Here is a 26236-nt window from a genome sequence, read left to right as displayed (position 1 = left end):
AAGTGGGGTAGTACCGCGCGATCGCGCCTGAGTGATAACCTAGAAAAAGTGTCAAATCGCACACTTCGACGTTCGGGTGTTCATTCTCAGTGATGAATCCTGTCGAGGTGGAGGCTCAAACCCGATCTGGAGAAACCCCATACATGGCAATCATTTCCCTCGCCGAAATGATGGAAGCTGGCGTCCACTTTGGACACCAGACCCGTCGTTGGAACCCTCGCATGGCGCCCTACATCTACACGGCGCGCAACGGGGTCCACATTATCGACCTTGTCAAAACGGCGCAGTGCGTCGAGTCGGCCTACCGCTGGGTGCGCACCAATGCCGAGCAAGGCAAGCGCTTCCTGTTCGTGGGCACCAAACGCCAAGCTGCCGGCATCATCGCTGAAGAAGCAACCCGTTGCGGCTCCTACTACATCAACCAACGTTGGCTGGGTGGCATGCTCACCAACTGGGCCACGATCAAAGGCCGGGTTGACCGCCTGAAAGAGCTGGAGCGGCTGGAAGAAACTGGCGCTTTAGCCCTGCGTCCAAAGAAAGAAGCAGCCGTGCTGCGTCGTGAACTCGAGCGCCTGCAGAAATATCTGGGCGGGATCAAAAACATGCGTCGTCTGCCCGACGCCGTGGTGATCATTGACCAAAAGCGCGAGTACAACGCAGTTCAAGAGTGCCAAAAGCTCGGTATTCCGATCGTGGCGATGCTCGATACCAACTGCGATCCTGACGTGGTTGATGTGCCGATTCCGGGCAACGACGACGCCATCCGTTCGGTCAAGCTGATCGTCAGCAAACTGGCAGATGCGATCTACGAAGCTCGCCACGGTGCTGTTCCAGTTGCTGAAGAGTTCGACTACGACGGCGCTGAAGACGAGTACGAAGACGACGCCGACGAAGCATAGGCAAGCGATCGCGGTGGAGTAGGCTAGTCTGCGGCCCAGTGGCCCTAAAGCGGATCCACCGCCTCATCGATCAACATTTGACCCCCACATCAAACCTGGATCATGGCTGAAATTAGTGCAAAGCTCGTCAAGGAGCTCCGGGAAAAAACCGGCGCTGGCATGATGGATTGCAAAAAGGCGCTGAACGAAAACGACGGCGACTTGCAAAAAGCGATCGAATGGCTGCGTCAGAAAGGGATTGCTTCAGCTGAGAAGAAATCGGGCCGGACTGCCGCTGAAGGGCTGGTTGGTAGCTACATTCACACCGGCGGCCGGGTTGGCGTGCTGGTGGAAGTGAACTGCGAAACCGACTTCGTGGCTCGTGGTGATAAATTCCAAGAGCTTGTCCGCAGCATTGCCATGCAAATTGCGGCTTGCCCGAACGTGGAATTTGTCAAAGTCGAAGATATCCCGGCTGAAATTGCTGAGCGGGAAAAAGCGATCGAAATGGGTCGCGACGACTTGGCGAACAAACCGGAAAATATCCGCGAGAAAATCGTGGTTGGCCGGATTGAAAAACGCCTGAAAGAATTGACCTTGCTGGATCAGCCTTACATCCGCGACCCCAACATCTCGGTTGCTGAACTGGTGAAACAGTCGATTGCTGAACTGGGCGAAAACATTCAAGTGCGCCGCTTTACCCGCTTTGTGTTGGGTGAAGGCATTGAGAAAGCCGAGAGCGATTTCGCTGCTGAAGTGGCTGCTCAAGCTGCTGCTGCCCAAAGCTAAATTGCACGGGTTAATCGACATCTATTGATGCGCTAAGGCAGATCCTCTGTGGGTCTGCCTTTTTTGTGGCGATCGCGAATCAGCTAGTGGCAAACCGCAGTTGGAGCGATCGCTTGATTGACCCAATCCCGAATCAGGCGATCGACTTGGTCCGGAACTTCATCGTGGGGACAGTGCCCCGCTTCGAGAAAATGCTCCGTTAGGTTGCGAGCATGGCGCTGGAACTGCTGGCTGCGCTGCTGACAATTCATCCAAGGATCACCGGTCCCCCAAAGCAAGAGGAGGGGACAGCTGAGTTGAGCCAAAAGTTGATCAACTGGCTCACCTTGGGGCGTCCGAAACACGGAGCGAAACACCTCAAATGCCCCCGGATCGAGGGAAGGGCGGCGAATGGCTTCGACCAGGTCATCGGTGACGGCGGTGCGATCGCAGTAGACCTTTTCCAAGGTGCGACGAATCGTTTGGGGGCGCTGTAAATTCTTGAAGACTAACCACACGGCCCAAGGCTGTCGGGTCAGACCGCGCAGGAGCGATCGCCAGAGTTTTTGCAGGGGAGAAGGTTCGGGAGGTGGTGCATCGGGCGTGAAGGGGCCAGCACTATTGAGCAGCACCACACCTTTGACCCAGTCTGAAGCAGCTGCCGCAGCACAGAGGGCAGCGTAGCCGCCGAGGGAGTTCCCTGCCACGATCGCGGGCTGACCAATCACGTCTTGAATAAAGTCAGTGAGCTGCCGTTGCCAGAGTTGTCCGCTGTAGTCGATCGCAGGTTTTGCGGAGCGGCCAAATCCTAGTAAATCAATCGCCCAGACTTGGAAGTCCGCCTGCAGGTCTGCAATATTTTTCCACCAGTGGTCGGTTGAGGCGCCAAAGCCATGCACCAACAGCAAGGGCGGGCGATCGCCCGTCGTCGCACCCGCTTGCACGTAGTAAATGTGATGCCCCTGCCAAGTCCAGGTTTGGCCTGGCACTGCTGCGATCGGCATGATCTCCCCACTCCAAAAAGGCTGGTTTGATCCTAACGATCGCCACGGGGTAAGCCCTGCGGAAAGGTCTGTGTCAGGCTGTAAAGAATCCGTCGTCTCCTGACTCCGATGTTCCTCTTCCTGCGATCGCTGTTTCCCTTTGATGCCGTCAGTGTGGCCGCGGCCGCTCTCTGGGCTGTGGCGCTCTACTTCGCCTTAGCGCCGGTCAACCGCCGCATTAGCCAGCAACTCGCTCACTGGCTTGGGGAAGCCGATCGCTCTCTCTACACATCCACTGATGAGTATGAGCGATCGCGGGAAGCCCGAGAATCCGTCAATCTTCTCTACGCCTCGATTGTCAGCACCCTGCCCCTATTGGTCTTGGGCGGTGTTTGCGATTGGGGCGTTGAGGTGAGTTTGGGACACAGCTGGGGTCTGAGTCTTGGCATGGTTGCCGCGATCGCCTGTGGGGTCTATGCCTTGGGGCGACAGTCTAGCGATCAGGGCTGATAGGGCTTGTCTGTAGAACTGGACTTGGCGTACATGATGCAGTTGCGGCCAGCAGCCTTCGCGTCATACAGTGCCTCGTCTGCTTGGTCGATCAACATCACCGAGGGCACCGTTGGATCGGGAACCATCACCGCCACGCCAATGCTGACGGTAATCCAGTCGGCCACCGGGGAATGCTCATGGGGAATCTTGAGCTGGTTCAAGTCCGACTGAAGACGCTGGGCAACGGCTTTCGCTCCTTCTAGGGTGGTACTGGGTAAGACGACGACAAACTCTTCACCACCGTAGCGAGCGACTAAATCCGTGGCACGGAGCACCGTGGCGCTCAGCAATAAACCGATTTTTCGCAAGACGGAATCACCGGCGAGGTGACCATAGAAGTCGTTGTAGTTTTTGAAGTAATCCACATCGATGAGTAACAGAGCGAGTGGGCTGTGATCGCGACAGCCCCAGAGCCAAACATCGTGGAAATATTCATCAAAGCGGCGGCGATTGGGAATCTGAGTTAGGCCATCAATACGCACCTGATCTTGCAGTTTTTGATTGGTCACTTCTAAGGTTTTGAGCAGCTGAGCCTGCGAGATCGCAATACTGAGCTGTTCAGCAACCTGCTTGAGTAGAATCACCTCGCTGTTCAGCCAAGTTCTGGGTAATGTGCAATGGTGAGCGGCCAAAAGCCCCCATAGTTTTTGCTCGTAGCGAATCGGTAAAACGAGGTTGGACTGCACTTTCAGCGACTGCAGCAGTTGTCGATAGCAGGGATTGAGCGGAGCAGTGGCAACCTGATGAATTTGATGGATATAGCCTTCGCGATACTGCTTATCCCAATCGTTTTCAAAACAGTAGTCTTCAATTTTGATTCCCAGCACTGAATACTCGGGATCTGAAACTGATTCTGCAACCACTTCACCGCGCCAGTCGGGTTGAAACTGATACACCAAAACACGATTGACCCGGAGTAGCGATCGCACCTCCGTGACAGCCGTTTCCATGACTTTATTGAGATTGAGCGACTGACGAACGCTGAGAGTGATATCTATCAAAAGCCGCTCTTGGTCGAGTTGCTTTTGATAGCTGTCGGCGAGCGTCTCTTGTTCGCGGCGCAGCTGCTCATAGCGATGACTCAAGTCGTTGAGATACCGGCGATCGCTCACCGATTGGAGGATTGCGGCGGCGGTGACAGTCACTAAACTGCTGACCAACAAGAGCCAGCCAGAACCCGGCTTTACAGTTGCTAAAAATGCGGCGGCGAGCAGTCCTGCGACAAGCCCAAACATCCACCGACTTGCAGCCGGCCACGGATGACGGGAATCGGAGGAAAGGGGCACAGACAGTCCAGCGATATGAAACTAACCGTCAAAATGCCAGCAGGCCGCTAGCACGGCGTTCTCTTCTTAGCGTAAGACGTGCCTTTAGATTTTGTTCAGGCCTGTAAACAAGTCAAGCGCGATTCGTAAATTTAAGGATACTAAAAGGGCAGGGTCGAGCTTTTGAGATTGGATTTTCCGGCTTTTCCGTCTCTGCGGCTCAAGCTGCCGCTGTATCAATCCTGTGGGTGGTTTGCGATCGCCCTTGGCCTGATTGTGTTGCTGGGCTGGGTGATTGGTAGTCCGGCGCTCACCATGCTGCTGCCGGGCAGCGCCAACACCATGAAGGTCAACACGGCTTTTTGCTTCGTCCTGAGTGGTTGGGTGCTGGTGTCAGCCAATGCGCGATCGCGCTGGCAACGACGACTGCGACTCAGTTGTTTAGGAATTGTGGTTGTCATCGCCAGCCTGACGTTGCTGCAACATGTCACGGGCTGGAATCTGGGCATTGATGAATTGCTGATTCGCGATCGCATCTCCCCTCTGGGGTCTGGCTGGCCCGGGCGCATGAGCGACCAAGCTGCCATCTCGTTTTTATTGCTCGCCGCTTCGTTGAACTGTTCCAGAAGCTGGCGTGAACCTCGACTAATTTGCAGCCAAGGGCTGGCGTTGGTCGCTGCTTGGATCGCGTTGCTTGGTCTCTTTGGTTACTTGCTCAGTATTGACACCTTTTATCTATTCCTCGATCGCAGCACTGTGATCGCCGCTAATACGGTTGTGGGCTTGCTGGTGCTCAGTATTGGTGCTCTGAGTCTGCATCCTCAGAAAGGACTACTGGCCGTGCTCAGTAGCCCTTCCTTGGGCGGCCGGTTGAGCCGTGTGTTGCTGCCCTGGTTTTTGCTGCTGCCGATCGTCTTACGCGGCATCAAAATCCTGAGTCAAAAATACTTGTCTGTCACGCCGGTTGTGGGCGATGGGCTCGTGGCGCTGACAACTACCAGTCTGCTGTTAGCACTGCTCTGGCTTTCAGCGCGATCGCTCAACCAGCAAGAAGAAAAACTTCTGGTTGCCTTGCAATCCGCCCAAGAGATCGAGCGTCGCTTTCGGCAAATTGTCATGCAAGCACCATTACCCATGGTGTTGCACCGCAATGACGGCCTCATTCTGGAAGTCAACGATGCTTGGGTGGAGTTGAGTGGCTATCGCCTTGAGGAAGCTCCAACGGTGGCCAGCTGGGTGGAGGCTGCCTACGGAACAGAAGCAGTCCCAGGGGTTCTACAGGGAATTCAGGCACAGTATGAACTGGCCCCTGGCCAACGAATGTCGAATGGTGAGTTTGTCCTGCGAACCAAATCAGGGACATTACGCACTTGGGATTTCTATTCCTCAGCGCTGGGTACGGATGCAGAAGGACGAATTTTAGTTCTCAGTATGGCGATCGACATTACCGATCGCACATTAGCTGATCGCCAACTGCGCAATCTCAGCGAAAACCTTGAGCATTTGGTCCAGATCCGCACGACGGAACTCGAGTCGATTCGCGATCAGCTAGAAACGGCGCAGCGGGTTGCCAAAGTCGGTAGTTGGGCGTTTGAAATTGCCACACAAACCATCCAGTGGTCGCCGCAACTCTTTCGTCTATTTGGCATGGATCCCTGTGAGCCGGAGCCGAGTTTCGAGGAGCATCAGCAACAGATTGATTCCCGCGATCGCAGCTATTGGCTGGAGAGTGTGCAGCGCTGCATCCAAGAAGGGATTCCCTATTCCATCGATTTCCGCGTGCTTTGGCGTGATGGCAGTATCCACTGGGTCAGCGGCCAAGGTGAAGCGGTTCGCGATGCCAACGGTCAGATTGTGCGGCTGATTGGGACTGCGATCGATATCACCGATCGCAAAGCAACGGAGTTGCGCTTGGCAGAGGCAGAGGCGCAGGCTCGCCTTTTGATTGAAAAGAACCCCGGCGTTGTCTATCGCTTTTACCCCAGTCTTCCTGATGATAAAGGCTACATCAGCCCACAAATTGAAGACCTCATTGGTGTTCCACCGTCGCAGTGGGACGCAGGACTAGCTCGCACTTGGCAAGATTTCCTTCATCCTGGCGATCGGGATTGGGTCGTGTCACAGTTTCAGGCCGCAGTAACAGAACAACGTGCCTACAGTTTTGAATATCGGATGATCCGCACCAATGGCCAAACCATTTGGGTGCGCGACCAAGGTGAAATTTTGTTTGAGCCCGATGGAACTTTGGCGATTCAGGGCCTCGCTGTTGATATTACAGCGCTCAAAGAAACAGGCTTGGCGTTACAGCAGCGCCTCCAAGAACTCAATCAGCGCAACCGAGAAATGCAGCTCTTGGGGCAGTTCAGTGATTTTCTGCAGGCCTGTTCCAGCATGGCGGAAGCCGGGCAAGTGATTGCTAGCTTTATGCCACAACTATTTCCAGACTGTCGCGGCCAGCTGAGCTTACTCCAAAAAGAGGCCAATCTTGAGACCCTCCAAGCCGTTGTGACGTGGGGACAGCCCACCCATACCCAGCCGAGTTTTCTGCTCAGTGATTGCTGGGCACTGCGCCGCGGCATGGCCTACCTCTACCATCCTGGCCAAGTTCCTGGCCCAGCTTGCCATCATGTGCAGGGAGCGATCGCCCCAGACGAGAGCATCTTTTGCTTGCCGCTCAGTGCCTTTGGTGAGATTTTGGGACATTTGCAGTTTGAGCGGTTGGTCACAGATACCAGCAGTTCAGGAGACAGCACGGCAAGACCCCTAGCAGAAACCGTTGCCGAGCAACTAGCACTGGCGATCGCCAACCTACAACTGCGGGAAACTCTGCGCCAAGAGAATCTGCGCGACCCTCTCACGGGGCTGTTCAACCGCCGCTATCTCCAGGAATTTTTTGAACAGGAGCTCTCCCGAGCGAAGCGCAATGGCGACAACATTGGCATTTTGCTGCTGGATATTGACCACTTCAAACGCTTCAACGATGAGTTTGGCCACGATGCCGGCGATGTGGTCTTGAAGCAGGTGTCTCGTGCCCTGCTCAATCAAGTGCGCGCTTCAGACGTGGTCTGTCGCTTTGGCGGTGAAGAAATTGCGATTTTGATGCCAGGGGCCAACATTGAAGTCAGTGCCCGTAAAGCGGATCAAATTCGGCAGGCGATCGCTGAACTGGTGATCGACTATCGAGATCAGACTCTGCCCCCCCTGACTGTCTCTATTGGCGTGACTGCTTTCCCCGACAGTGGCATCACGGGCGATGCACTCCTGAAAGCGGCAGACACCAGTCTGTATCAGGCCAAAGCTGCAGGACGAAACTGTGTTGTGGTCAGTCAGCCGAATTGGCGCAAGCTTGAAGAAGGCGCAATCGAAAAATCTAGTCCGATTGCCACCACCCTAGATTCATCAGGCTCGTCGAGCTGAGGCTTGTCGTCGACTGGCTTGAATTTCTTGTTGAAGACGTGGGTTATGCGGATCGGTGCGGCGCGCTTTCTCAAAGTAGGCGATCGCTCGCTGCCGCTGTTGTTGAACGAGTAACGCTTGTCCTTGCCGGAGATAGCACAGCGCTAGCCACTGCCGCACTTCCCAGTCTTCGGGCAGGCGTTGCTGCAGAGCTTCGGTTAAGGCGATCGCTTTGGCCCAGCGCCCATCGGCCAAAAGGTCTTGGAGCTGCAGGTGCAACTGGCGTTTCAGTGCGATCGCTGCAGCATCCGTTGGTGGTGGCGGTGGAATCGGTTGAGACGCTGCCGATTCTTGAAGAACGAGCAGCCGCTCATAGGCGGTCTGAATTTCCTGAAAGCGAGCCGTAGCTTGCGGATCTGGGTTGCGATCGGGGTGCCACTGCCGCGCTAACTGGCGGTAAGCCGTTTTGATGGCGATCGCGTCGGCCGTAGCGGGGAGCCCCAAACACTGCAGCCATCGCGATCGCTCTGCACTCATGGCAACTAGACAGGCCGTTCAGCGATCACTTGGTCAATCAGGCCGTACTCCCGTGCTTCTTCCGCCGACATGAAGTAGTCGCGATCGGTGTCCTTCTCAATTTTTTCGAGAGGCTGACCGGTGCGATCGGCCATGATTTGGTTCAGCAGTTTTTTGATCCGCAGGATCTCTTTGGCCTCGATTTCAATATCCGAAGCCTGACGACGACCCGTGCCACCCAGCGGTTGGTGAATCATGATCCGCGAGTGGGGCAGGGCCAGCCGTTTGCCTTTGTTGCCAGCGCAGAGCAGGAATGCACCCATCGATGCGGCCAAGCCCAAGCAGATGGTGATCACCGGCGACTTGATGTATTGCATCGTGTCGTAGATGGCCATGCCCGCTGTGACTGAGCCACCGGGCGAATTGATGTAGAGGTAGATCGGCTTGCTGAAGTCTTCCGAGTCGAGGTAGAGCAGCTGCGCGACGATGCTGTTGGCCAAACCGTCGGTCACTTCCTGCCCGAGGAAGATGATCCGCTCCATCGCCAAGCGGTTGTAGATATCGATCCAGCGTTCAAAGCTGCTCCCTGGAAGACGGTAGGGAACGCTCGGGACTCCAATAGGCATAGCGCAGGATGGGTGGAGGACAGGACGAAGACGGTCGGAAGACTAGGAGAAGCTCGGCAACGGCGCGGGCAGATCTTTGCGGCTGTCGAGAACGCGATCGATCAAGCCATACTCCACGGCCTGAGCCGGAGTCATATAAAGCATGCGATCGGTGTCACGCGCTAAGCGCTCTGGATCTTGACCGGTGTTGCGGGCAAAGATTTCCAGCATCGTGCGCTTGTTGGCCAGCACTTCTTTAGCTCGGATTTGAATATCCGAGGCTTGGCCTTGAGCGCCGGTGCGGGGTTGGTTGAGCACGATCGTGGCGTGGGGCAAGCTGGCGCGGTTGCCCGGCGTACCACCCGAGAGAATCATCGCGGCGGTGCCCATCGCCTGACCGATACAGATGGTGTGTACGGGCGGCTTGATGTAGCGCATCGTGTCGCAAATCGCGAAAGCTTCGGTTTCGTAGCCGATCGCATCGCCGGTGTACCAAGAGGTACCGGTGGAGTTGATGTAGAAGTAAATCGGCTTCTCGGGGTTATCGAATTCCAGATAGAGCAGCTGAGCAATGATCAGCTCCGTCACATCGAAACCCACTTGCCGCTTGACATCGTCAGACGAGAACAACGGCATGCCGAGGTAGATAATCCGCTCTTTGAGCAGCAACGAGGGCAGGTCTGGTGGCGGCGTCCGGTAGGACACATCCCCGTAGTAGGGTGCCTGCACTGCTTGAATCGATCCGAGCATAGCCAAGCGGTTCCGCTGAGCGACGTCTCTTCAGTCTAGCGCCCGCTTTGCCTGCCACTCGCTGTCTGACGGGAGTTGGCGATTCTCGGGATCAGAACGGGCTGCACCGTAAACAGCGATCGCCCTTCTCCGTTGGTCGTCTGCTACTGAACCAACTCTGTGTTGATCTCGTTGAGGATCCGAGGACGCGTCGTCTCCGTCTGCGATCGTGCAGGGAGATCGAGAATCGATCGCATCGCATCATCGATCGCGTCGTAGGCTACTAGCCCTGTTTGATTGAGGCGAACCTTGCCTTGCTGATCGAAGACAACGACTTGAGGCACCACACCTTGGTAATAGAAGCCAGCCTCTGTTTGATCTTTGGGGCGATCGCCCAGCAGCGTGTCGGCATTGACGGGGATGAACTCCACCGCCCGACCGTAGGGCGCTTGTAGCTGCGAAACCACACTGGCGAACTGCTTGCAATCCCGGCTGTCATCTAAATAAAAGACCAGCAAGGAGGGGCGGTGCTCTGCGATCGCCTGACTGAGCGGCATCCGAGGCGGCACCAGCGACCCATTACCGGCATAGAGCGCAAAGATGTTGCCGTCAAAGCGATCGTCTTGCAGGCTGGCCTGCGCTGCGGGCGACCAGAAATAGCTCATCCCCAAGATCAGGACGGTCAAGCAGCAGAGAACGAAGCGACGCATAACCAGCACATTGACAGCGGTGGGTCTTTATTCTCCCTCAGATACTGATCGCCCCGAAATTAAAGCTGCTGAGGGCAAGTGATTGAACAGACAGCAGCCCGCTGAAACTCCATGCTGAACCGCCTTGCAAGATCCCGCTGCGATCGCCCGAGAGGCTTCTCATTGGTTACTCAACAATCAACTGACCCGTCATCCCAGCTTCGGTATGACCAGCGATACGACAGCGTAGGTCATATTGGCCTGGCCGTTCAGGCGTGAATTGCCAAACCGCTTCACTACTGGGGCGTAGCTCTAGCTCCCGAATGTTGCCCTTAACTTCGACTCCACCGGCATCCACTTTTCGGGTCCAGATGGCATCACTGAAGTCTTTGGCGGTGAAGTAGTGCTTGAGCGGACTGGGATTGCGCAGGGTCAATTCGTAGGGTTGCCCCGCTTTGAGCCGGAGTTGATTGGGGAAAAAGCGCAACTCACCTGCGGCATTTCCTAAATCAATGCTGATACTTTGGCGGACGGCAGCCGCGATCGCGGGTCTGGGCCAGCAGAACCAAGCAGCCCAGAGGACAATCGCCAGCCAGAGCAGCCAGTGGCGCAGCCCTTGCGGCTTCCGCAGAGACCAAAGGTGACCCATGGCGCTATCCTCAAAGCTGCGAACGAAGGTATTTTTAGCGTTCCCCCTCTAGACAAGCGCCAATCAACTTCGCTAAGCTAGTGGACTGTGAGTTTTACAGCGGGTCTATGGGCGCCCAAGAAATCATCCGCTCTATCGAAGCGGAATACACCAAGTCGGACTTGCCGACGATCTACGTCGGTGACACGGTCAAAGTGGGCGTTCGCATCCAAGAGGGTGGCAAAGAGCGCGTACAGCCGTATGAAGGTGTTGTAATCGCCAACAGTGGTGGCGGTATCAACGAGAGCATCACCGTTCGCCGCATCTTCCAAGGCGTCGGTGTTGAGCGGGTCTTCCTGCTTCACTCGCCATCCGTTGCTAACGTGCAAGTTCTCCGTCGCGGTAAAGTGCGTCGGGCGAAGCTGTACTACCTGCGCGATCGCGTGGGCAAAGCAACCCGCGTCAAACAGCGCTTCGATCGCTCGATCTAAGCGATCGCCATCCGATACAATGCAAGAGGCTTTTGCCTCTGCGTTTGCGCTCTTAGTTCAGTTGGTAGAACGCAGGTCTCCAAAACCTGATGTCGGGGGTTCAAGTCCTCCAGGGCGCGTTTCTAGAAACCTCCAGTCGTAGGGCTGGGGGTTTTGTTTTATCTTGCGATCGCCCCTGTCATGAGCGATCGCTGTCCTTTTGATGGCAATTGACGGGCTATCGAGTCGAAGACGCCTAAGGGGCACAAAAACTTTGCCGCAAAGGCTTGACACCGTTTGGCAAGACAGGCATGATTATTCATGCGCTCAGTAATGAGATGCAATTGGGACTGTAGTTCAATCGGTTAGAGCACCGCCCTGTCACGGCGGAAGTTGCGGGTTCGAGCCCCGTCAGTCCCGTTCTAATCAAAATCTAGAAAGTTAGTTTCCTGTAGTTGGAAGAAGGCTAGCTTTCCTCCAACTCTTTTGACAGCTTTCCGCAGCACTCAGCGGTTATGACCGAGGCCAGCCCGCGTTGGCTTGTTCCAGCACATAGGCTGACACTGCTGCAATTTCCTCGGGGCTGAGGCGATCGCTGTAGGCGGACATGTTGTTTTTGCCTTGGCTGACAATCGTCGCGATCGCTTCAGCAGTGTCGTAACCATTTTTTTGCAAGGCTTTGAGTTGTAGGGTTTTGCCCCGGCGAATAATATTGCCGCCGCCAATGTGGCAACCGACGCACTGCGCCTCAAACAGCGCTGCTCCAGTTGCCGGTGCAGCCTGAGTGGGAATTGGGGCGATAGTCAGCCCACAGAGCAGCAGGCAGAGAGCCGTGAAGAGCGATCGCAACAAGCGGTTCATGACAGTTCTCGAGGGCTTAGGGGGTTGCGGACAATTCATCAAGGCGGCGTTTGACTTCTTGGATGTCCTGCCACATCAGCCATTTGGGGCTGCCTTGCTCCTTGGACGGATTGCGCAGGAGATAGGCCGGGTGGAAGACGGGCATACAGGCAATGCCTTGCCATTCCATCCAGAGGCCACGAATTTTGGTAATACCTCGCTTGTCACCCAGCAGCCCTTGCACTGCCGTTGCACCCGCCAAGAGGATGATCTGCGGTTGGACAAGCCGCACTTGCTCTTGCAAGTAGGGCACACAGGCAGCCATTTCTTCGGGCGTGGGCTTGCGGTTCCCAGGTGGCCGACATTTGACGATGTTGGCGATGTAGACATCACGATTGCTGTCGAGGCTGACCGCCGCCAAAATGCGATCGAGCAGTTGTCCCGCTTTGCCGACGAACGGTAAGCCCTGTAGATCTTCGTTCTCGCCGGGGCCTTCACCGATCACCATCAGCTTGGCTTGGGGATTGCCGCGCCCCACCACCGCATGGGTGCGAGTTTGACCCAACCCACAGCGCTGGCAAGCGTTACAGGGCTCAACCAGTTCTTCAACTGTGCTAAAAGTTCCTGCAGGAATCGGGACACTGGCGCTCGTTGGAATTGCTGCGCGATCGACCGTGGCTGGGGCAACGGCCACAGGTTCGGCTGCAACCCCCAAGTCGAACAGACTGATTTGATCCTCGCTCATAGCCCCAGATTGCGATCGCTGGCTCGATCTTAAGCGGGCTAGGGATCTGGGAGGGCAACCGGTGGCTCACCCTGACAGAGCAGCAGGCGGTTACCCTCGGGATCTCGGGCGTAACATTCCCGACCGTAGGTTTCCGCGATCGCCGCTGATTCGATTTGACCACCAGCTGCCAGCACGGTCTGACAAGCCGCTTCCAAGTCAGGTACATAGAGACAGAGACTCCAAGCCCCCTGTGCCGATCGCCAGCGATCGCGCTCCTCGGTGCGGGGCCGGAATAATCCCAACCGCTGACCATAAATTTGAAAGCCAGCATAGCGATCGCCCCAAACCACCTGTGGATCGCTGCCCAACAGCGCCGTATAAAACGCCTGCATCGCCACAAGGTTCTGAACAGCTAAGGTCATTTCAAGGGTGAGCATGGGTTCTGCCAGTCACAACTGCAAATTCTTCAAAAATTGATGCGTCGCGGAGCAAGCCAAGACCGTAAGATCGAAAGATTGCCTTTTTTGCCGCCTGCGCCGCCAGTCGCTTTCATGAAACTATCCGAGCGTGTGGGGCGAGTGTCACCATCGTTGACTCTCGCGATCGCTGCCCAAGCTAAAGCAATGAAAGCTGAGGGCCTGGATGTCTGCAGCTTTAGCGCCGGTGAGCCTGACTTTGAAACGCCTCTGCATATCCGTAATGCGGCAGCCCAAGCCTTGGCGGAGGGTAAGACTCGTTATGGCCCAGCGGCTGGCGAACCTGCCCTGCGAGAGGCGATCGCTCAAAAACTTCGTGGTGACAACGGGCTCGATTACCAAGCCTCCAATGTCCTCGTGACCAATGGCGGTAAGCAGTCACTCTACAACCTGATGCAGGTGCTGCTCGATCCCGGTGATGAGGTGATTATCCCCGCGCCTTACTGGTTGAGCTATCCCGAAATGGTCAAGCTGGCGGGCGGTGTCCCCGTCATTGTCGAGACTCTAGCGAGCGACGGCTTTAAGCTCCAGCCGCAGCAATTGGCAGAAGCCATTACGCCTCGGACACGACTGCTAGTGCTGAATTCCCCCTCCAATCCCACGGGGATGGTTTATAGCCGGCAAGAGCTGGAAGCGATCGCGCCGATCATCGAAGCCCACGACTTTTGGGTCGTCTCCGATGAGATCTACGAAAAGATCCTCTATGACGGTGCCGAACACCACAGCATTGGCAGCTTGAGCCCAGCCTGCTTTGATCGGACCTTGATCAGCAACGGCTTCGCCAAAGCCTACTCGATGACGGGTTGGCGGGTTGGCTATCTGGCAGGACCCAGCGAACTGATCTCTGCTGCTGCCTCACTGCAAAGCCACAGCACCTCCAATGTCTGCACCTTTGCCCAGTACGGTGCGATCGCGGCCTTGCAGGGATCTCAGGACTGTGTGGCCGAAATGTTGGCTGCTTTTACTAAGCGTCGCCAGTTGATTTTAGAGGGCCTCAACCAGATTGCCGGCTTATCCTGCCCTGTCCCCGAAGGCGCGTTCTACGTCTTTGTGGATATCAGCAAAACTGGCCTCGACTCGATGAGCTATTGCCGTCAACTGCTAGAGCAGCATCAAGTTGCGGCTGTTCCCGGTATTGCCTTTGGCGACGATTGCAGTATCCGGCTCTCCTATGCCACCGACTGTCAGACGATTGAAAAGGGTCTGGAACGACTCTACCAGTTCCAAAAAAGCCTGCTTGGTGTCTCGGTTTAAGGCCGCATTGCGAGGTCTTGTCCACCGTGACCTGAGACGAGGTGCTATCTTGATCAGCACTTTTGCTTAGTGAGCGATGGGTTCGACAATGCGACCGCTTGTCCCGCAGCGTTGGATCGCGATCGGGGACAGCACGGTTTATGGCTACGGTGATCCCGAAGGGGGTGGCTGGGTGGAACGATTGCGCCGCCAGTGGATGCGCCCCGATCGCCCCGGCCCAGTGCTCTACAACCTCGGCGTCCGTGGTGATGGAGTCGAGCAAGTTCAGCAACGGCTGCAAGCCGAATTTCGCTGTCGGGGTGAACTGCGTCGCCAGCAACCGGATGTCATCCTGCTCTCGGTCGGCGTTAATGATTCCGCCCGCATCGGTTCCCGTCAGGGACGCCAAATGTGTCCGCGCGATCGCTTTGCGGAGGCAATCCAAGCCTTGCTGCAGGAAGCAAGATCGCTCGCGCCGACCCTCGTGATCGGCATGGTGCCAGTATGCGAAGCCCAGATGCCTTTTGCAGACTGCCTCTGGTTTAACCATGAGGATCAGCGGGAATACACCGCAATCACGCAGCATGCCTGTGAGGAGCTACAGCTCCCCTATCTCGACTTGTTCAGCCGCTGGTGGGAGCTGGGTGAGGGTTGGTGGCAGTCTTGCCTAGGTCCCGATGGGCTGCATCCCAACGTCAGTGGCTACCGCGCCATATACGAAGAGGTGCAAGCTTGGGAACCCTTACAGCAGTTGCTGAGCCAGCCGAGCTTGGCCGCTGAGATCGCCAGCGTCCGAACCAGCGTCACCCATTTGTGACAGCCCTCCGCTAAACTGCAACCAATCTGCTGTCTGCCCTAGGCCCTGATGTCAGAACAAGAAACGCCGCAATTCCTCCATCCTTTGGCTGCTGCCGAGCCGACGGAGGAAGCGGGGGTGTACCTTTGCAATGCTTTTGCGGTCGCAGAGGAGCTCGTCAATGAAGCGGTCTTCGGCGAGGACTGGGAAGCGAACCTCCGTGTGGTCAAGCTGCTTCAAGATGCAGGTCTACCGGGTGAGCACATCACGGAAATGTTTGATGATTGCCGTGGGGGCTGTCGGCATGCCTGCCTGCGGATCATTGAGTACGTTGCAGATGCCTTGCTGGATGAAGCCGGCGATGAGGATATTGCCGCACAAGCCGATTGATCTTGGCTCGATCCCTGCGATCGCTGCCGATTAACTGCCAGCATTGCTCAGCGATCAGGCATGATCGTAAAAGCACTGTTTGCATGCGCGAGTGACATGGGTAGCGAAATCCTGCAAGTAACGGGTCGAGCTGTGCCTTTGGTGGGCAATGATATCGACACCGATCGCATCATTCCAGCTCGCTTCCTGCGTAGTGTCACCTTCGACGGTTTAGGGGCCAACGTTTTCATCGACGATCGCCAGCAACTCCAAGGCGAGCATCCCTTTGACCAGGCCCAGTACCAAGGCGCGACTGTCTTGGTGGTTAACCGGAACTTTGGCTGTGGTTCCAGCCGTGAGCATGCGCCCCAAGCGATCGCCAAGTGGGGCATTCAGGCGATCATTGGCGAAAGTTTCGCGGAAATTTTCTTTGGCAACTGTCTGGCGATGGGCGTCCCCTGTCTGACCGCCACAGCGGAGGATGTGGCCGCACTGCAAGCCGCGATCGCTGCTGATCCGAGCGCGCCGGTCACGGTCGATATCGAAAACTTGCAAGTCCGCTGCGGTGATTGGTCTGCAACTGTGACCTTGGCCGAAGGCCCGCTGCAAATGCTGCGGAGTGGCCAGTGGGATGCCACGGGTCAACTGGTTGCCAATGGAGAAGCGATCGCGCAAACAGCGCAAAATTTGCCTTATGTGGGTTGGCAAGCGATCGCCGCTAGCTAATCGTTAAATCTCTACAATTTTTCTACAGCAGACCGATCGTTACTGACCGTAGCGATCGGTTTTGTTTTGGGGCGATTATTTCTCGACTCTACAGCCATCTAGCGAGCTTCCCAGCGACTGATGACGAGTTTCTCTAGTTCAATCCAAACAAAGACTAAGCTGCTAAAGCCTAGGCAGATCAGTAGCTCTATCGCAGAGATGGGTTGTGTTCCAAAGAAAATTTGTAGCGGTCGCCAGTAGACCAAAAGAAGCTGTAATCCACTCGTCAACAGCACTGACCAAAGCAGAGCAGGATTCGAAAAAGGATCAATTTTCAGCGTCAGTTCTGTTTTCGATCGCACCGCGATCGCGTGCCCCATTTGTGATAGGCAAAGCACCGTAAAAACCATCGTTTTCCAGCGATCGGGACTGAGTCCTTCGACTGGAATTTGGCAATGTTGATAGGCCCAGATCATCAGTGCAATGGCGATGATCGCCAGCACAATTCCGATACGAACAATGTAATTGCCAAGCCCCCGCGCGAAAATACCTTCACGGGGATCATGCGGTGGCCGTCGCATCGTGTTGGGTTGGCCGGGTTCAACGGCCAAAGCTAAAGCAGGCACGCCATCGGTAACCAAGTTCATCCACAGAATTTGTAGTGGCGACAGTGGCACGCCGCTCAGCCCTAGCAAAGGTGCCGAGGCGATCGTCAGTACTTCGCCAACGTTGCTGCCGAGGATGTAGCGGATAAAGCGGCGGATGTTGCCGTAGACAACGCGGCCTTCTTCGACCGCCGCCACGATCGTCGAAAAGTTGTCATCCAGTAGCACCATATCGCTGGCTTCTTGGCTGACATCCGTGCCCGTAATGCCCATTGCCACGCCGATATCTGCCTGTTTGAGTGCCGGCGCATCGTTGACGCCATCGCCGGTCATGGCGACGATCTGCCCTTGTTGCTGCAAGGACTGGACAATGCGCAGCTTGTGTTCTGGAGAAACCCGCGCGTAGACACTGACCTCTCGAACCGATTGACTCAGTTCCGCTGCGCTCATCGTTTCTAGTTCTCGACCTGTCACCACAGATGATTGCAAGTCAGCAATGCCCAGTTCTGCCGCGATCGCCCTTGCGGTAAGGGGATGATCGCCCGTGATCATCAGCGGCCGGATGCCGGCAGCTCGACATTTTTCGACGGCGGCTTGGGCTTGGGGGCGAGGTGGATCCTGCATCCCAAACAGTCCTAACCAGATCAGATCCTCTTCGGCAGCCGCCACATCCTTGGGCGTAGATTCCAGCGATCGCATTGCCACGCCCAATAGGCGCAATCCCTGGCTCGCCCAGCGATCGCAGGTTGCTTGGATATGCGCTCGATGTTCATTAGTCAGCAGGAGAGTGCGATCGCCTTGGCGAATCGACTGGCAGAGAGGCAGCAATAATTCGGGCGAGCCCTTACTGATCAGCACGAGCGGCGCTTCAGTTCCCAAGAGAGTCGCTTGACCGTTGGTCACCACCACACTCATCCGCTTGCGATCGGCATTGAAAGGCAGCTCCGCCACGCGGGGCCAATCAGCAGCTAATGCCATTCGCCAAAATCCGGCCTTGGCAGCTGCCGTCACCAATGCCCCTTCCGTCGGATCACCAAGGATTTCCCAATCCCGTTCCGCCTGCTGCAAGACAGCATCGCTACAGAGCAGAGCCGCAGCTAGGAGCGATCGCAACTCGTGATCCGCAAGTGATAGGACTTCTCCCGTCTCGGTCTGAAAGCTGCCTTCGGGGGCATAGCCGTTGCCACTGACCGCGATCGCCTGCGAGGGCAAGGCTAACTGCCGCACCACCATGCGGTTCTGGGTCAGCGTCCCCGTTTTATCGGAGCAAATGGCGGTCACACTGCCGAGGGTTTCCACCGCTGGTAAACGGCGAATCAATGCCTGCCGCCGCACCATCCGCTGCGTGCCGAGTGCCAGCGTGACTGTAATCACGGCGGGTAGGCCTTCCGGGACGACTGCCACCGCCATACTCAGCGAGACTTCGACCAAGTCCCCAAAGTTGAGTCCCGGCGGTGCAAGCCAAAGACCGCCACCGATGACCAGCCCCACCAGAATCAGCGAACCGCTGACTAAGACCTGCCCGAGCTGAGTCATGCGCTTTTGCAGCGGCGTTGGCTCAGTTTGCACCGACTGCAGTGCTGCCGCAATTTTGCCCAGCTCCGTTGCCATGCCCGTGGCGGTCACGAACATTAGCCCGCGACCTTGCAGAATATCCGTTCCGGCAAAGACACAGTTATCGCGATCGCCCAGCAACGTCTCAATCGGGAACTGGGCACTAGCGTCTTTGAGAACCCCTTCTGCTTCGCCGGTCAGCGAGGCCTCACGGGTCTGTAGGTTGACGGCTTCCAGCAACCGGCCATCGGCTGGCACGCGATCGCCCGCCTCCAACAGACAGAGGTCGCCAGGAACGAGAGCACTGGCATCCACCAATAGCCGCTGCCCCGATCGCACGACCTGCACTTGCTGGGCGGCATAGCGACGGAGAGCTTGCAAGGCTTTCTCTGCACCTCGTTCTTGGAAAAAGCCCAGCGCCGCATTCAGGAAGACGACGGTGAAGATTGCGATCGCATCCTTAGGAAATGGCAGGCTGCCAGTTTGTAAGCCCTGATGAATATCCAGTCCCGCCGAGATCAGCGCCACTGCAATCAGCATCAGCAACATGACGTTGGCAAACTGATCGCGCAAAATCTGCCAGTTGCTGCGGCGATCGCCTTCGACCAACTCATTGGGTCCCAACTCTGCCAGACGTTCCGCAGCTTGCTCAGCGGTCAGGCCAGCCTGAGCATCGGTCTGGAGCTGGGTAACCACCTCTTCAGGGGGCAGGGCATGCCAAGACGCTTGCAAACGAGGACTGGAGGCAGAGTCAGTCATGGATGAGACCGAATAAATAGTGCTGACACTAATGAATAGTGCTAGCTCGTCATTTATCTTAGGGGTTCACCAGCATCTTTTAGGCTGGAGAGCATGTCTATCCCCCAATTTGCCCTGTTTGGGCACGGCCTTCCCATTGGTCGCGCTAGTGAAGCGGGGCGCCTCCAGCACTGTCTGGAACAGGATGGTGATTGCTTAATTGCGGGCGTTCCGCGCAGCGGCCGCACTGCACTTGTGCGTGCCGTTACGCAGTCCCTTGGTGGCTACTGTCTCGAAGTCGATTGCCTGCGCGCCACCAACAATCAACGCTTTTTGGCGCTCTATTTGGATGCGATCGCCACAGCTTTTACGGCACCGCTGGAACGCGAGCAGCTCCGAGACTGGGCGATCGAGCATCGCATTAGCCTGCAAGACGAGCCAACCGCTTTCAAATTTGAGCTGGGGAGCAGTAGTCGTGAACGGCAACTCAGTACTGCCATTCTGGCCTTGCCACAGGCACTGGCTGAGCGCTTCGAACAGCGCGTCGTCGTGATGTTCCGCAATTTCAGCCATCTCCAGACTTGGGATCGGAAGGGGCATTGGGAGGCACAGCTCCGCGGTGAAATTGCTCGGCAGACGCAGGTTTGTTATGCCCTGATCGCGACTGCTGCTGAACCTTGGGCGATCGCCAGTGGCTTGGAAATCATTGCGCTCAATCCACTGAGTCAAACCACAATTGAGCAGTGGCTGGATCAGCAGTTTGCTGATTTGGGTTATGGCTTCAGTCCAGAAGCCCTGCAAGCTTTTTGGGCAGCCACCCAAGGCCATCCCGGTGAAACTGAAACCTTGGCGCGGCGACTCTGGCTGCTGCAACCTAGCTTGACCATCGAGCGATCGCAGGTTGATGCAGCGGTTGATCTCTTGCTGGAAGACTTGGCGTTGACCTTCGAGTCGCTGTTGCTGTTGTTGCCCACCAGTCAGGTGCGGCTATTAGAGAGTTTGGCGATCGACCCCACCTCTAGTCCACAGGCACAGCAGTATATCCAGAAGCACCAACTCTCTCGCGGTGGCGGCTTGCAAGGTGCCTTGAATAGCTTGATGCAGAAGGGGTTGATCTATGGTCCCGAGTCGGGCTACCAGATTGCGTTACCGCTGTTTGGGCAATGGCTGCGGCGACGAGTGAGTTAACTCCCAGAGGCGATCGCAGCTGTCGCCGCCAAAGTTCGCTCGGCTTCTTCTGCATCCAAAACCGTGAGCGCAAAGCCCGCATGGACAATCACGTAGTCGCCTACCTGAGCCTCAGGCACACAGGCCAAGCTGACTTCGCGAATCGCGCCGCCAAAACTGACCCGCCCACTGCGAAATAGCCCCTCCAGATCATCCGGCTGCGTGTGAATACTGAGCAGTTGTCCCGGCACCGCTAAGCACATGCTCCGATCCTCCATACCAGTGAACAGCACAAACTTGACCGGCGGCGATGCCTCCATCATTTGGCGGCAACTGCTGCGGCCAGTAAGGCTGGAATCCAGCGGCTCGTAAAGCCGCGATCGCTCCTTCCAGTAGAAAGCGATTCTGGAAACAACCGCCACTCAAAATCACTCGTTCGAGTCCCGCTTGTTGGGCAAGAGTCACGATTAGCTGAACCAAGCTGCGGTGGAAGCGGGTTGAGATCACGGCAACTGGCAGACCTACTTGGCGATCGCGCCAAACGGCTTGCAGCAGCGATTGCCAGTCAATACCCGTTTTAGTCAGCGTCAGCGGATAGTCGACCTCAATCTCCGGCGCGACCTGATTTTCGAGCCAAGTCGCCACCTGCCCTTCATAACTCTGCTCACCCTGCCAACCGCAAATCCAAGCGATCGCCTCAAACAATCGCCCCATGCTGGAGGTTTTCAGCCCGCGATCGCGCTGGAGCCAAGTCTGCAACAGCGATCGTTCTGTTGGACTAAACGCCGCAGTCAGTTCCGGAATTTCCCAGCAGCGATCGCCTTGCCATTGCCGGAACAGAGCCAAAGCAGACCGGCGTGGTTCTTTGGCTGCGCGATCGCCCCCGAGCAGCGGCCACGGTTGGAGATGCCTCCAGCGTTGCCAGCGATCCGCCGAACAAATCAAAGCTTCACTGCCCCAAATGGTTTGATCGAGTCCCCAGCCGCTGCCGTCCCAAGCCAAGCCGAGGAACGGTGGTTGTAATTGATGTTCCGCAGCCACGGCAAGGACATGCGCCAAGTGATGCTGAACGCGCCAGCCCGATCGCGTTTCTGTTGTTGTCAGCAACGGCGCATCCGGATGAGCATCAGCGACCCAAGCTCTGGGCTGCAATCCCGTCAGCGCTTGTAAGTGCGCGATGAGCTGCTGGCGGCGATCGCGAGCAGCCAAACTTTCGAGATCACCAACGTAGGGCGCGAGTTGCAGATGTCCATCCGCCGCGATCGCGGGCGTATTTTTCTGCCAGCTTCCCAAGGCAAGTAGCGGTTCTGCAGGTGTCGCGATCGCAATCGGAGTCAGAACATAGCCTCGGGCTCGGCGCAGGACTTGAATCTGGCCAGCGATGATCCGGGCAACGGAATCATCCATCGGTAGGGCGATCGGGCGATCGTGGACGAGCCAAAGATCCGCGATCGCCTTCAAACTCTCTAGCGCTTCTACTTCATCCCAGCAGAGCGGTTCGCCGCTCCGATTGCCGCTGGTAGCGACCAAAGGCTGGCCAAAATCCCGACTAATTAAATGATGGAGCGGTGTCGCCGGCAGCATCAGCCCCAGATCCCGACAGTCCGGGGCGATCGCGGCTAGCCACGGTTCGGAAGTGAGCGATCGCAGTAAAACAATTGGCGCAGCGGGCGACTGCAAAAGTTCCGCTTCTGCAGCAGACATTTGGCAGAGCTGCTGAGCAGCTTCTAGATCCGGCACCAGCAAGGCCAGCGGCTTATGAGGCCGGTGTTTGCGATCGCGCAGTCGCTGCACAGCGGCAGTCTGACGGGCATCCACCAGCAGTTGAAAGCCACCCAGTCCTTTCACGGCCAGAATTTTGCCTTGTTGAAGTGCCGCGATCGCCTCTGTTAAAGCCTGATCACGTTCCGCCAAGACTTGCCCTGCTGCATCCCAAAGCTGAAGCTGCGGGCCACAGGTTGGGCAGGCGATCGGCTGGGCATGAAAACGGCGATCGCGCGGATCGTCGTACTCACGCTGACAGTCGGCACAAAGCAGAAAGGTTGCCAGCGTCGTGCGATCGCGATCGTAGGGAAGCTGCCGAACAATGCTGGCGCGGGGACCACAAACCGTGCAATTCAGGAATGGATAGCGATAGCGGCGATCGCGCGGGTCCCAAAGCTCTCGCAGACAGTCCGGGCAAGGGGCGCGATCGGGTGGCAGTTGAGCAGTGACCTGTGCAGAAGCTGATGAAACCGCGATCGCAAACTCGCGATCGCCTTGAAGATTTAGTCGCTGTTGCTGGATGCGATCGCAGCGACCTGCCGCAGGGAGTTCAGCTAGCAAACGCTTCTGAAATTGCTGGAGTTGGGCGATCGCTCCCTCGACTTCAATCTGTGCACCAGTCGCATCATTTTTGACCCAGCCCGTCAGCCCCAACTCACGGGCCAAACGCCAAACAAACGGCCGAAAGCCAATGCCCTGCACGACACCTTGCAGTCGCAGGCACCAACGCTCCGTTATTTCAGTGATTACCCCTGCCATGCCTAGGTCGATCGGACTGTGGCTTCAGTTTGGCGACCTGTCGAGTCGTTGAGCGCGATCGCCTCTGCAATTTAAGCTTTGACCGGCGTGGGAATCCGCGATCGCTGCGCCTGCAACCAAGCCAGCCACTCACTCCAACCCTGCCCCCGCCGACTACTGATCGGCAGAATCATCGCTGTGGGATTCACGGCTCGCAGATTGGCGATCGCGGCAGCCCGATCAAACTCCACCGCCTCCGCCAAATCCAGCTTGGTGATCAGCACCAGATCCGCACGGCTGAACGCACTCGGATACTTGAGCGGCTTATCTTCGCCTTCTGTCACCGACAGCAAGACCACCCGCCGATCTTCTCCAAGGTCAAAAGCTGCCGGACAAACCAGATTGCCAACATTTTCGATGAAGAGAATATCGATCGCGGCCAGATCGAGTTGATGGCAGGCGCGGTGGACTAAATCCGCTTCCAGATGACAGAGTTCACCGGTTTCAATCTGGATGGCTGGGGCACCTGTTGCTTGCAAGCGTTGGGCATCGCGATCGGTTGCCAAGTCGCCCACGATCGCCGCGGGCCGCAGGGTCGGCGGCAACTCTCGCAGCGTCCGTTCTAGTAGTGCCGTTTTGCCCGCCCCGGGCGACGACAGCAGATTGAGAGCGAGGACATTCGCCCGTTGAAAATGCTCGCGATTGTGCGCCGCCGCATGATCATTGCGATGCAAAATCGTTTCCGCTAAAGAAATCTGGCGGGGCTCCGGCGCAGCAATCACGACCGGATCCGTACTTTGACAGCCACAGACACCACACATCTAAACCACCTCCATCGACACCAACTGCAACTCTCGACCCTGTTGCAACTGCCAGCGATCGCTGCCACAAACACAGGCGATCGCCAAGGGCGGAGTCGCGATCGCACCACAATCGAGACAACAAAACTGCACGGGTACTGGCTCGATCGCCAAGGTCGCTGATGCTGCGATCGTTTCTGCTTGGACGAGCGAGAAGGCAAAGCGCAGCGCTTCCACATCCACGCCAGCCCAAGTTCCGAGCCGCAACGTCAGTCCCACAACCTGCTCAGCTTGGGCTTGCTCCGCTTGGGCGATCGCCGTTTCCAGCAAACTTGTTGCCAGACTTAGCTCGTGCACAGCGCCTCCTGATCGTTCCAGTTGCGAATCAACCAGAGCGCTTGTTGCACTTCTGCTAGCGTTGCCTCCGATAGCTGTTCCGAAAAATGCCACTCGTGGCCAGGAATCAGTAACCAGTAGGCCTTGGGATGATGGCCATAGAGTTGCTGACACAGACCCAGTAGGGTGGCAGGCGTCAGACTGTGGGGGTGGAGCGTTGCAGCTTCTGGACTCAGGAAACGGAGCTCAACGCCCACGTCTTCAGAATTGGGAGCAGGATAGGCATCGACAAAAATCACCATCTGCTCGTTGGCTAATTCTGCCGCCAATTCCGGCAGTAACTGATGACAGGCGATCGTCCGAAACTCATTGCCCGGCCACTGCGCGATCGCCTCGGCCACCGCGATGCCCGCACCGTCGTCGCTGCGAAGAGAATTGCCGTAGCCGATTACAAGGCTCATTACGTCTCAGAATCTAGTCACGCGACAGGCATTGATAGAGTTCCCCGTCGCTGTCGAAGATCTCGATTTTGAGGGGCATCTGTCCGGCAGCATGGGTTGAGCAGGACAGGCAGGGATCAAAACAGCGAATCCCCGCTTCGACCCGATTCAAAAAGGATTCCTGCACATCGCCGTTGCGGATGTAGCGCTGGGCAATTTGGGTCACCGTTCTGTTCATCGCCAGATTGTTTTGGCCAGTAGCAATGATCAGGTTGACGCGCTGGATCTGGCCGTTGGCATCAACGCGGTAGTGATGAAACAGCGTGCCACGGGGTGCTTCGCTGACGCCGACTGCCTCCAGACAGTTCACAGCAGCCCGCGATCGCAGCGATCCTGTTTGCAAGTTGGGATCCTCGACCATCTCGGCAATCTTCTCTAGTCCCGCCAGAATCTCAACTAGACGGGCGTAGTGATAGAGGAAGCTAGCGTTAACCGTGCCGCCAGCGCGATCGCGCAGTTCTTGCCGTTCCGCTTCCGCCCCTACTGTCCCAATGCGATCGCAGACATTGAGTCGCGCCAACGGCCCCACTCGATACATCCCCTCGGGATAACCCCACGGTTTGTAGTAAGGGAATTTGAGGTAGGACCACGGTTCCACCGCCTCACCCAAAAAGCTGGCGTAGTCATCCTCACTGAGGCGATCGGCAACGATTTGGCCAGTACTGTCGACAAAGCGCAGATGGCCGCCGTAGTGCTCCCAGTCGCCGTTATCGGCCACCAGCCCCATAAACAAGCTGGGGAAGTCACCAAAGACTTGGGTTTCCTCACGCAGATCCTGATCGAGTAGCCGTTTGAAGCGATCGAACGTGGCTCGTACTGTCGCCAGTTCTGCCGGTAAGCGATCGCGGATCCAAGCCAGTCCTTCTTCGCTGAGCGGACTCCGCACCCCACCCGGCACCGTCCAAGCCGCATGGATTTTGCGAGCCCCCAGCCACTCAATGATCTGCTGCCCAAATTGCCGCAAGCGAATGCCCGCCCGAGCGGTTTCCGGATCGGCGGCAATTAAGCCAAAGACGTTGCGTTGTGCTGGATCGCTATCCCAGCCCAAGAGGAAGTCAGGACTACTGAGGTGAAAGAAGCTGAGCGCATGGGACTGAATAATCTGCGCCAGATTCATCATCCGGCGGAGGTTTTCAGCTGCTGGGGGGATTTTCACCGCCAGAATTTTGTCGCCAGTTTTGGCCGACGCCAGTAGGTGACTAACAGGACAGATGCCGCAGATTCGCGCTGTGATCCCAGCCATTTCCGTGAAGGGGCGGCCTTCGCAGAATTTCTCAAAGCCGCGATATTCAACCACATGGAAGCGAGCCTCATGGGCATTGCCCTGCTCATCTAAAAACACGGAAATCTTGGCGTGGCCTTCGATCCGCGTCACCGGATCAATGACAATCGTGCGCGTCATACTCCAG

At 56.7% G+C, this 26236-nt stretch carries 27 protein-coding genes and 2 tRNA genes; 12 read left to right on the top strand and 17 right to left on the bottom strand.

Going from position 1 to position 26236, the window contains the following annotated elements; translation table 11 throughout:
• The first annotated feature begins 143 nt into the window (after positions 1-143).
• Both rpsB and tsf read left to right on the top strand, forming a co-directional pair.
• Positions 144-899, top strand: a complete 756-nt coding sequence (gene rpsB, locus DOP62_RS08100) for a 30S ribosomal protein S2 (RefSeq protein WP_208675740.1) — start codon at positions 144-146, stop codon at positions 897-899.
• A 102-nt stretch (positions 900-1001) separates the two neighbouring features.
• The gene (gene tsf / locus DOP62_RS08095) at positions 1002-1667 is read left to right on the top strand and encodes a translation elongation factor Ts (protein WP_011243889.1); all 666 of its coding nucleotides are present in this window, start codon (positions 1002-1004) and stop codon (positions 1665-1667) included.
• An 83-nt stretch (positions 1668-1750) separates the two neighbouring features.
• On the opposite strand, the gene DOP62_RS08090 is transcribed toward tsf, so the two are convergent.
• Positions 1751-2650, bottom strand: a complete 900-nt coding sequence (locus tag DOP62_RS08090) for an alpha/beta fold hydrolase (RefSeq protein WP_208675742.1) — start codon at positions 2648-2650, stop codon at positions 1751-1753.
• Positions 2651-2758: 108 nt separating this feature from the next.
• Here DOP62_RS08090 and DOP62_RS08085 point away from each other — a divergent pair, with 108 nt between their 5' ends.
• On the top strand, positions 2759-3139 hold the full coding sequence (locus DOP62_RS08085; RefSeq protein ID WP_208675744.1) for a hypothetical protein: 381 nt from the start codon (positions 2759-2761) through the stop codon (positions 3137-3139).
• On the opposite strand, the gene DOP62_RS08080 is transcribed toward DOP62_RS08085, so the two are convergent.
• A complete protein-coding gene (locus tag DOP62_RS08080; protein WP_208675746.1) occupies positions 3130-4416 on the bottom strand; it encodes a GGDEF domain-containing protein in 1287 nt (428 codons plus the stop codon). The two genes, DOP62_RS08085 and DOP62_RS08080, sit on opposite strands and share 10 nt — an antisense overlap.
• A 219-nt stretch (positions 4417-4635) precedes the next feature.
• Between DOP62_RS08080 and DOP62_RS08075 the strand changes: the two genes are divergently transcribed.
• Entirely contained in the window at positions 4636-7863 is a 3228-nt protein-coding gene (locus DOP62_RS08075; protein ID WP_261790000.1) for a sensor domain-containing diguanylate cyclase, read from the top strand.
• Here the strand turns inward: DOP62_RS08075 and DOP62_RS08070 are convergent.
• The 5 genes from DOP62_RS08070 to DOP62_RS08050 form a co-directional block, all read right to left on the bottom strand.
• Positions 7846-8379, bottom strand: coding sequence for a J domain-containing protein (locus DOP62_RS08070; RefSeq protein ID WP_208675748.1), 534 nt, complete (start codon positions 8377-8379; stop codon positions 7846-7848). The two genes, DOP62_RS08075 and DOP62_RS08070, sit on opposite strands and share 18 nt — an antisense overlap.
• Before the next feature lie 5 nt (positions 8380-8384).
• Positions 8385-8984, bottom strand: a complete 600-nt coding sequence (locus tag DOP62_RS08065; RefSeq protein WP_208675750.1) for an ATP-dependent Clp protease proteolytic subunit — start codon at positions 8982-8984, stop codon at positions 8385-8387.
• A gap of 42 nt (positions 8985-9026) precedes the next feature.
• Positions 9027-9713, bottom strand: coding sequence for an ATP-dependent Clp protease proteolytic subunit (locus DOP62_RS08060; protein WP_208675753.1), 687 nt, complete (start codon positions 9711-9713; stop codon positions 9027-9029).
• Positions 9714-9856: 143 nt separating this feature from the next.
• Positions 9857-10402, bottom strand: coding sequence for a thylakoid membrane photosystem I accumulation factor (locus DOP62_RS08055; protein ID WP_208675755.1), 546 nt, complete (start codon positions 10400-10402; stop codon positions 9857-9859).
• Between the two features lie 166 nt (positions 10403-10568).
• Positions 10569-11030, bottom strand: coding sequence for a cupredoxin domain-containing protein (locus tag DOP62_RS08050; RefSeq protein WP_208675757.1), 462 nt, complete (start codon positions 11028-11030; stop codon positions 10569-10571).
• Between the two features lie 107 nt (positions 11031-11137).
• Here DOP62_RS08050 and rplS point away from each other — a divergent pair, with 107 nt between their 5' ends.
• The 3 genes from rplS (at position 11138) to DOP62_RS08035 (ending at position 11899) form a co-directional block, all read left to right on the top strand.
• The gene (rplS, locus tag DOP62_RS08045) at positions 11138-11500 is read left to right on the top strand and encodes a 50S ribosomal protein L19 (protein ID WP_208675759.1); all 363 of its coding nucleotides are present in this window, start codon (positions 11138-11140) and stop codon (positions 11498-11500) included.
• A gap of 46 nt (positions 11501-11546) precedes the next feature.
• Positions 11547-11619: transfer RNA gene (locus DOP62_RS08040), tRNA-Trp, on the top strand.
• A gap of 206 nt (positions 11620-11825) precedes the next feature.
• A tRNA-Asp gene (locus tag DOP62_RS08035) sits at positions 11826-11899 on the top strand.
• 93 nt (positions 11900-11992) lie between these two features.
• Here the strand turns inward: DOP62_RS08035 and DOP62_RS08030 are convergent.
• Genes DOP62_RS08030 through DOP62_RS08020 form a run of 3 tightly spaced genes read right to left on the bottom strand, consistent with a single transcriptional unit; the run spans position 11993 to position 13483 of the window.
• Complete coding sequence (locus tag DOP62_RS08030) at positions 11993-12340, bottom strand: c-type cytochrome (RefSeq protein WP_208675761.1); 348 nt, start codon at positions 12338-12340, stop codon at positions 11993-11995.
• Between the two features lie 16 nt (positions 12341-12356).
• Positions 12357-13064, bottom strand: a complete 708-nt coding sequence (locus DOP62_RS08025; RefSeq protein ID WP_208675763.1) for a uracil-DNA glycosylase — start codon at positions 13062-13064, stop codon at positions 12357-12359.
• 38 nt (positions 13065-13102) lie between these two features.
• A complete protein-coding gene (locus DOP62_RS08020) occupies positions 13103-13483 on the bottom strand; it encodes a VOC family protein (protein ID WP_208675765.1) in 381 nt (126 codons plus the stop codon).
• A 114-nt stretch (positions 13484-13597) separates the two neighbouring features.
• Here DOP62_RS08020 and DOP62_RS08015 point away from each other — a divergent pair, with 114 nt between their 5' ends.
• The 4 genes from DOP62_RS08015 to leuD all read left to right on the top strand — a co-directional run bounded on the left by DOP62_RS08015 (position 13598) and on the right by leuD (position 16646).
• On the top strand, positions 13598-14776 hold the full coding sequence (locus DOP62_RS08015) for a pyridoxal phosphate-dependent aminotransferase (protein ID WP_208675767.1): 1179 nt from the start codon (positions 13598-13600) through the stop codon (positions 14774-14776).
• A gap of 88 nt (positions 14777-14864) precedes the next feature.
• The gene (locus DOP62_RS08010) at positions 14865-15572 is read left to right on the top strand and encodes a GDSL-type esterase/lipase family protein (protein WP_429614767.1); all 708 of its coding nucleotides are present in this window, start codon (positions 14865-14867) and stop codon (positions 15570-15572) included.
• 48 nt (positions 15573-15620) lie between these two features.
• Complete coding sequence (locus DOP62_RS08005) at positions 15621-15941, top strand: hypothetical protein (RefSeq protein WP_208675771.1); 321 nt, start codon at positions 15621-15623, stop codon at positions 15939-15941.
• A gap of 96 nt (positions 15942-16037) precedes the next feature.
• Positions 16038-16646: a 3-isopropylmalate dehydratase small subunit gene (gene leuD, locus DOP62_RS08000; RefSeq protein ID WP_370538767.1), complete on the top strand. Its 609-nt coding sequence runs from the start codon at positions 16038-16040 to the stop codon at positions 16644-16646.
• Between the two features lie 98 nt (positions 16647-16744).
• Here the strand turns inward: leuD and DOP62_RS07995 are convergent, their stop codons facing one another.
• Positions 16745-19543, bottom strand: a complete 2799-nt coding sequence (locus DOP62_RS07995; RefSeq protein WP_208675773.1) for a cation-translocating P-type ATPase — start codon at positions 19541-19543, stop codon at positions 16745-16747.
• 93 nt (positions 19544-19636) lie between these two features.
• On the opposite strand from DOP62_RS07995, the gene DOP62_RS07990 reads away from it, so the two are divergent.
• The gene (locus DOP62_RS07990) at positions 19637-20710 is read left to right on the top strand and encodes an ATP-binding protein (RefSeq protein ID WP_208675776.1); all 1074 of its coding nucleotides are present in this window, start codon (positions 19637-19639) and stop codon (positions 20708-20710) included.
• Here the strand turns inward: DOP62_RS07990 and DOP62_RS07985 are convergent.
• The 6 genes from DOP62_RS07985 to DOP62_RS07960 form a co-directional block, all read right to left on the bottom strand.
• Positions 20707-20952, bottom strand: coding sequence for a HypC/HybG/HupF family hydrogenase formation chaperone (locus DOP62_RS07985; RefSeq protein ID WP_208675778.1), 246 nt, complete (start codon positions 20950-20952; stop codon positions 20707-20709). The genes DOP62_RS07990 and DOP62_RS07985 overlap by 4 nt on opposite strands.
• Positions 20900-23212 carry a carbamoyltransferase HypF gene (hypF, locus tag DOP62_RS07980; protein WP_208675780.1) on the bottom strand — a complete coding sequence of 771 codons (2313 nt, stop codon included), beginning with the start codon at positions 23210-23212 and terminating at the stop codon, positions 20900-20902. Before hypF ends, DOP62_RS07985 begins: the two co-directional genes overlap by 53 nt.
• A gap of 71 nt (positions 23213-23283) precedes the next feature.
• Positions 23284-24012 (bottom strand): hydrogenase nickel incorporation protein HypB, encoded by a 729-nt coding sequence (gene hypB, locus DOP62_RS07975; protein WP_208675782.1) that lies wholly within the window; start codon positions 24010-24012, stop codon positions 23284-23286.
• On the bottom strand, positions 24013-24348 hold the full coding sequence (gene hypA / locus DOP62_RS07970; RefSeq protein ID WP_208675784.1) for a hydrogenase maturation nickel metallochaperone HypA: 336 nt from the start codon (positions 24346-24348) through the stop codon (positions 24013-24015).
• The gene (locus DOP62_RS07965) at positions 24336-24788 is read right to left on the bottom strand and encodes a hydrogenase maturation protease (protein ID WP_208675786.1); all 453 of its coding nucleotides are present in this window, start codon (positions 24786-24788) and stop codon (positions 24336-24338) included. Before DOP62_RS07965 ends, hypA begins: the two co-directional genes overlap by 13 nt.
• A gap of 13 nt (positions 24789-24801) precedes the next feature.
• On the bottom strand, positions 24802-26229 hold the full coding sequence (locus DOP62_RS07960) for a Ni/Fe hydrogenase subunit alpha (protein ID WP_208675787.1): 1428 nt from the start codon (positions 26227-26229) through the stop codon (positions 24802-24804).
• Between the last annotated feature and the right edge of the window lie 7 nt (positions 26230-26236).

Origin of the sequence: Synechococcus elongatus PCC 11801, assembly GCF_003846445.2 — a bacterium.
In the GTDB taxonomy this organism is placed as follows: Bacteria; Cyanobacteriota; Cyanobacteriia; order Synechococcales; family Synechococcaceae; genus Synechococcus; species Synechococcus elongatus_A.
The sequence above is the reverse complement of the archived record's forward strand: the minus strand, read 5'-3'. Positions and strand labels throughout refer to the sequence as shown.

Coding starts and splice junctions, on each gene's coding strand:
- rpsB (WP_208675740.1), top strand. CDS start 144: ATGGCAATCATTTCCCTCGCCGAAATGATGGAAGCTGGCGTCCACTTT.
- tsf (WP_011243889.1), top strand. CDS start 1,002: ATGGCTGAAATTAGTGCAAAGCTCGTCAAGGAGCTCCGGGAAAAAACC.
- DOP62_RS08090 (WP_208675742.1), bottom strand. CDS start 2,650: ATGCCGATCGCAGCAGTGCCAGGCCAAACCTGGACTTGGCAGGGGCAT.
- DOP62_RS08085 (WP_208675744.1), top strand. CDS start 2,759: ATGTTCCTCTTCCTGCGATCGCTGTTTCCCTTTGATGCCGTCAGTGTG.
- DOP62_RS08080 (WP_208675746.1), bottom strand. CDS start 4,416: ATGTTTGGGCTTGTCGCAGGACTGCTCGCCGCCGCATTTTTAGCAACT.
- DOP62_RS08070 (WP_208675748.1), bottom strand. CDS start 8,379: ATGAGTGCAGAGCGATCGCGATGGCTGCAGTGTTTGGGGCTCCCCGCT.
- DOP62_RS08065 (WP_208675750.1), bottom strand. CDS start 8,984: ATGCCTATTGGAGTCCCGAGCGTTCCCTACCGTCTTCCAGGGAGCAGC.
- DOP62_RS08060 (WP_208675753.1), bottom strand. CDS start 9,713: ATGCTCGGATCGATTCAAGCAGTGCAGGCACCCTACTACGGGGATGTG.
- DOP62_RS08055 (WP_208675755.1), bottom strand. CDS start 10,402: ATGCGTCGCTTCGTTCTCTGCTGCTTGACCGTCCTGATCTTGGGGATG.
- DOP62_RS08050 (WP_208675757.1), bottom strand. CDS start 11,030: ATGGGTCACCTTTGGTCTCTGCGGAAGCCGCAAGGGCTGCGCCACTGG.
- rplS (WP_208675759.1), top strand. CDS start 11,138: ATGGGCGCCCAAGAAATCATCCGCTCTATCGAAGCGGAATACACCAAG.
- DOP62_RS08030 (WP_208675761.1), bottom strand. CDS start 12,340: ATGAACCGCTTGTTGCGATCGCTCTTCACGGCTCTCTGCCTGCTGCTC.
- DOP62_RS08025 (WP_208675763.1), bottom strand. CDS start 13,064: ATGAGCGAGGATCAAATCAGTCTGTTCGACTTGGGGGTTGCAGCCGAA.
- DOP62_RS08020 (WP_208675765.1), bottom strand. CDS start 13,483: ATGCTCACCCTTGAAATGACCTTAGCTGTTCAGAACCTTGTGGCGATG.
- DOP62_RS08015 (WP_208675767.1), top strand. CDS start 13,598: ATGAAACTATCCGAGCGTGTGGGGCGAGTGTCACCATCGTTGACTCTC.
- DOP62_RS08010 (WP_429614767.1), top strand. CDS start 14,865: ATGCGACCGCTTGTCCCGCAGCGTTGGATCGCGATCGGGGACAGCACG.
- DOP62_RS08005 (WP_208675771.1), top strand. CDS start 15,621: ATGTCAGAACAAGAAACGCCGCAATTCCTCCATCCTTTGGCTGCTGCC.
- leuD (WP_370538767.1), top strand. CDS start 16,038: ATGGGTAGCGAAATCCTGCAAGTAACGGGTCGAGCTGTGCCTTTGGTG.
- DOP62_RS07995 (WP_208675773.1), bottom strand. CDS start 19,543: ATGACTGACTCTGCCTCCAGTCCTCGTTTGCAAGCGTCTTGGCATGCC.
- DOP62_RS07990 (WP_208675776.1), top strand. CDS start 19,637: ATGTCTATCCCCCAATTTGCCCTGTTTGGGCACGGCCTTCCCATTGGT.
- DOP62_RS07985 (WP_208675778.1), bottom strand. CDS start 20,952: ATGTGCTTAGCGGTGCCGGGACAACTGCTCAGTATTCACACGCAGCCG.
- hypF (WP_208675780.1), bottom strand. CDS start 23,212: ATGGCAGGGGTAATCACTGAAATAACGGAGCGTTGGTGCCTGCGACTG.
- hypB (WP_208675782.1), bottom strand. CDS start 24,012: ATGTGTGGTGTCTGTGGCTGTCAAAGTACGGATCCGGTCGTGATTGCT.
- DOP62_RS07965 (WP_208675786.1), bottom strand. CDS start 24,788: ATGAGCCTTGTAATCGGCTACGGCAATTCTCTTCGCAGCGACGACGGT.
- DOP62_RS07960 (WP_208675787.1), bottom strand. CDS start 26,229: ATGACGCGCACGATTGTCATTGATCCGGTGACGCGGATCGAAGGCCAC.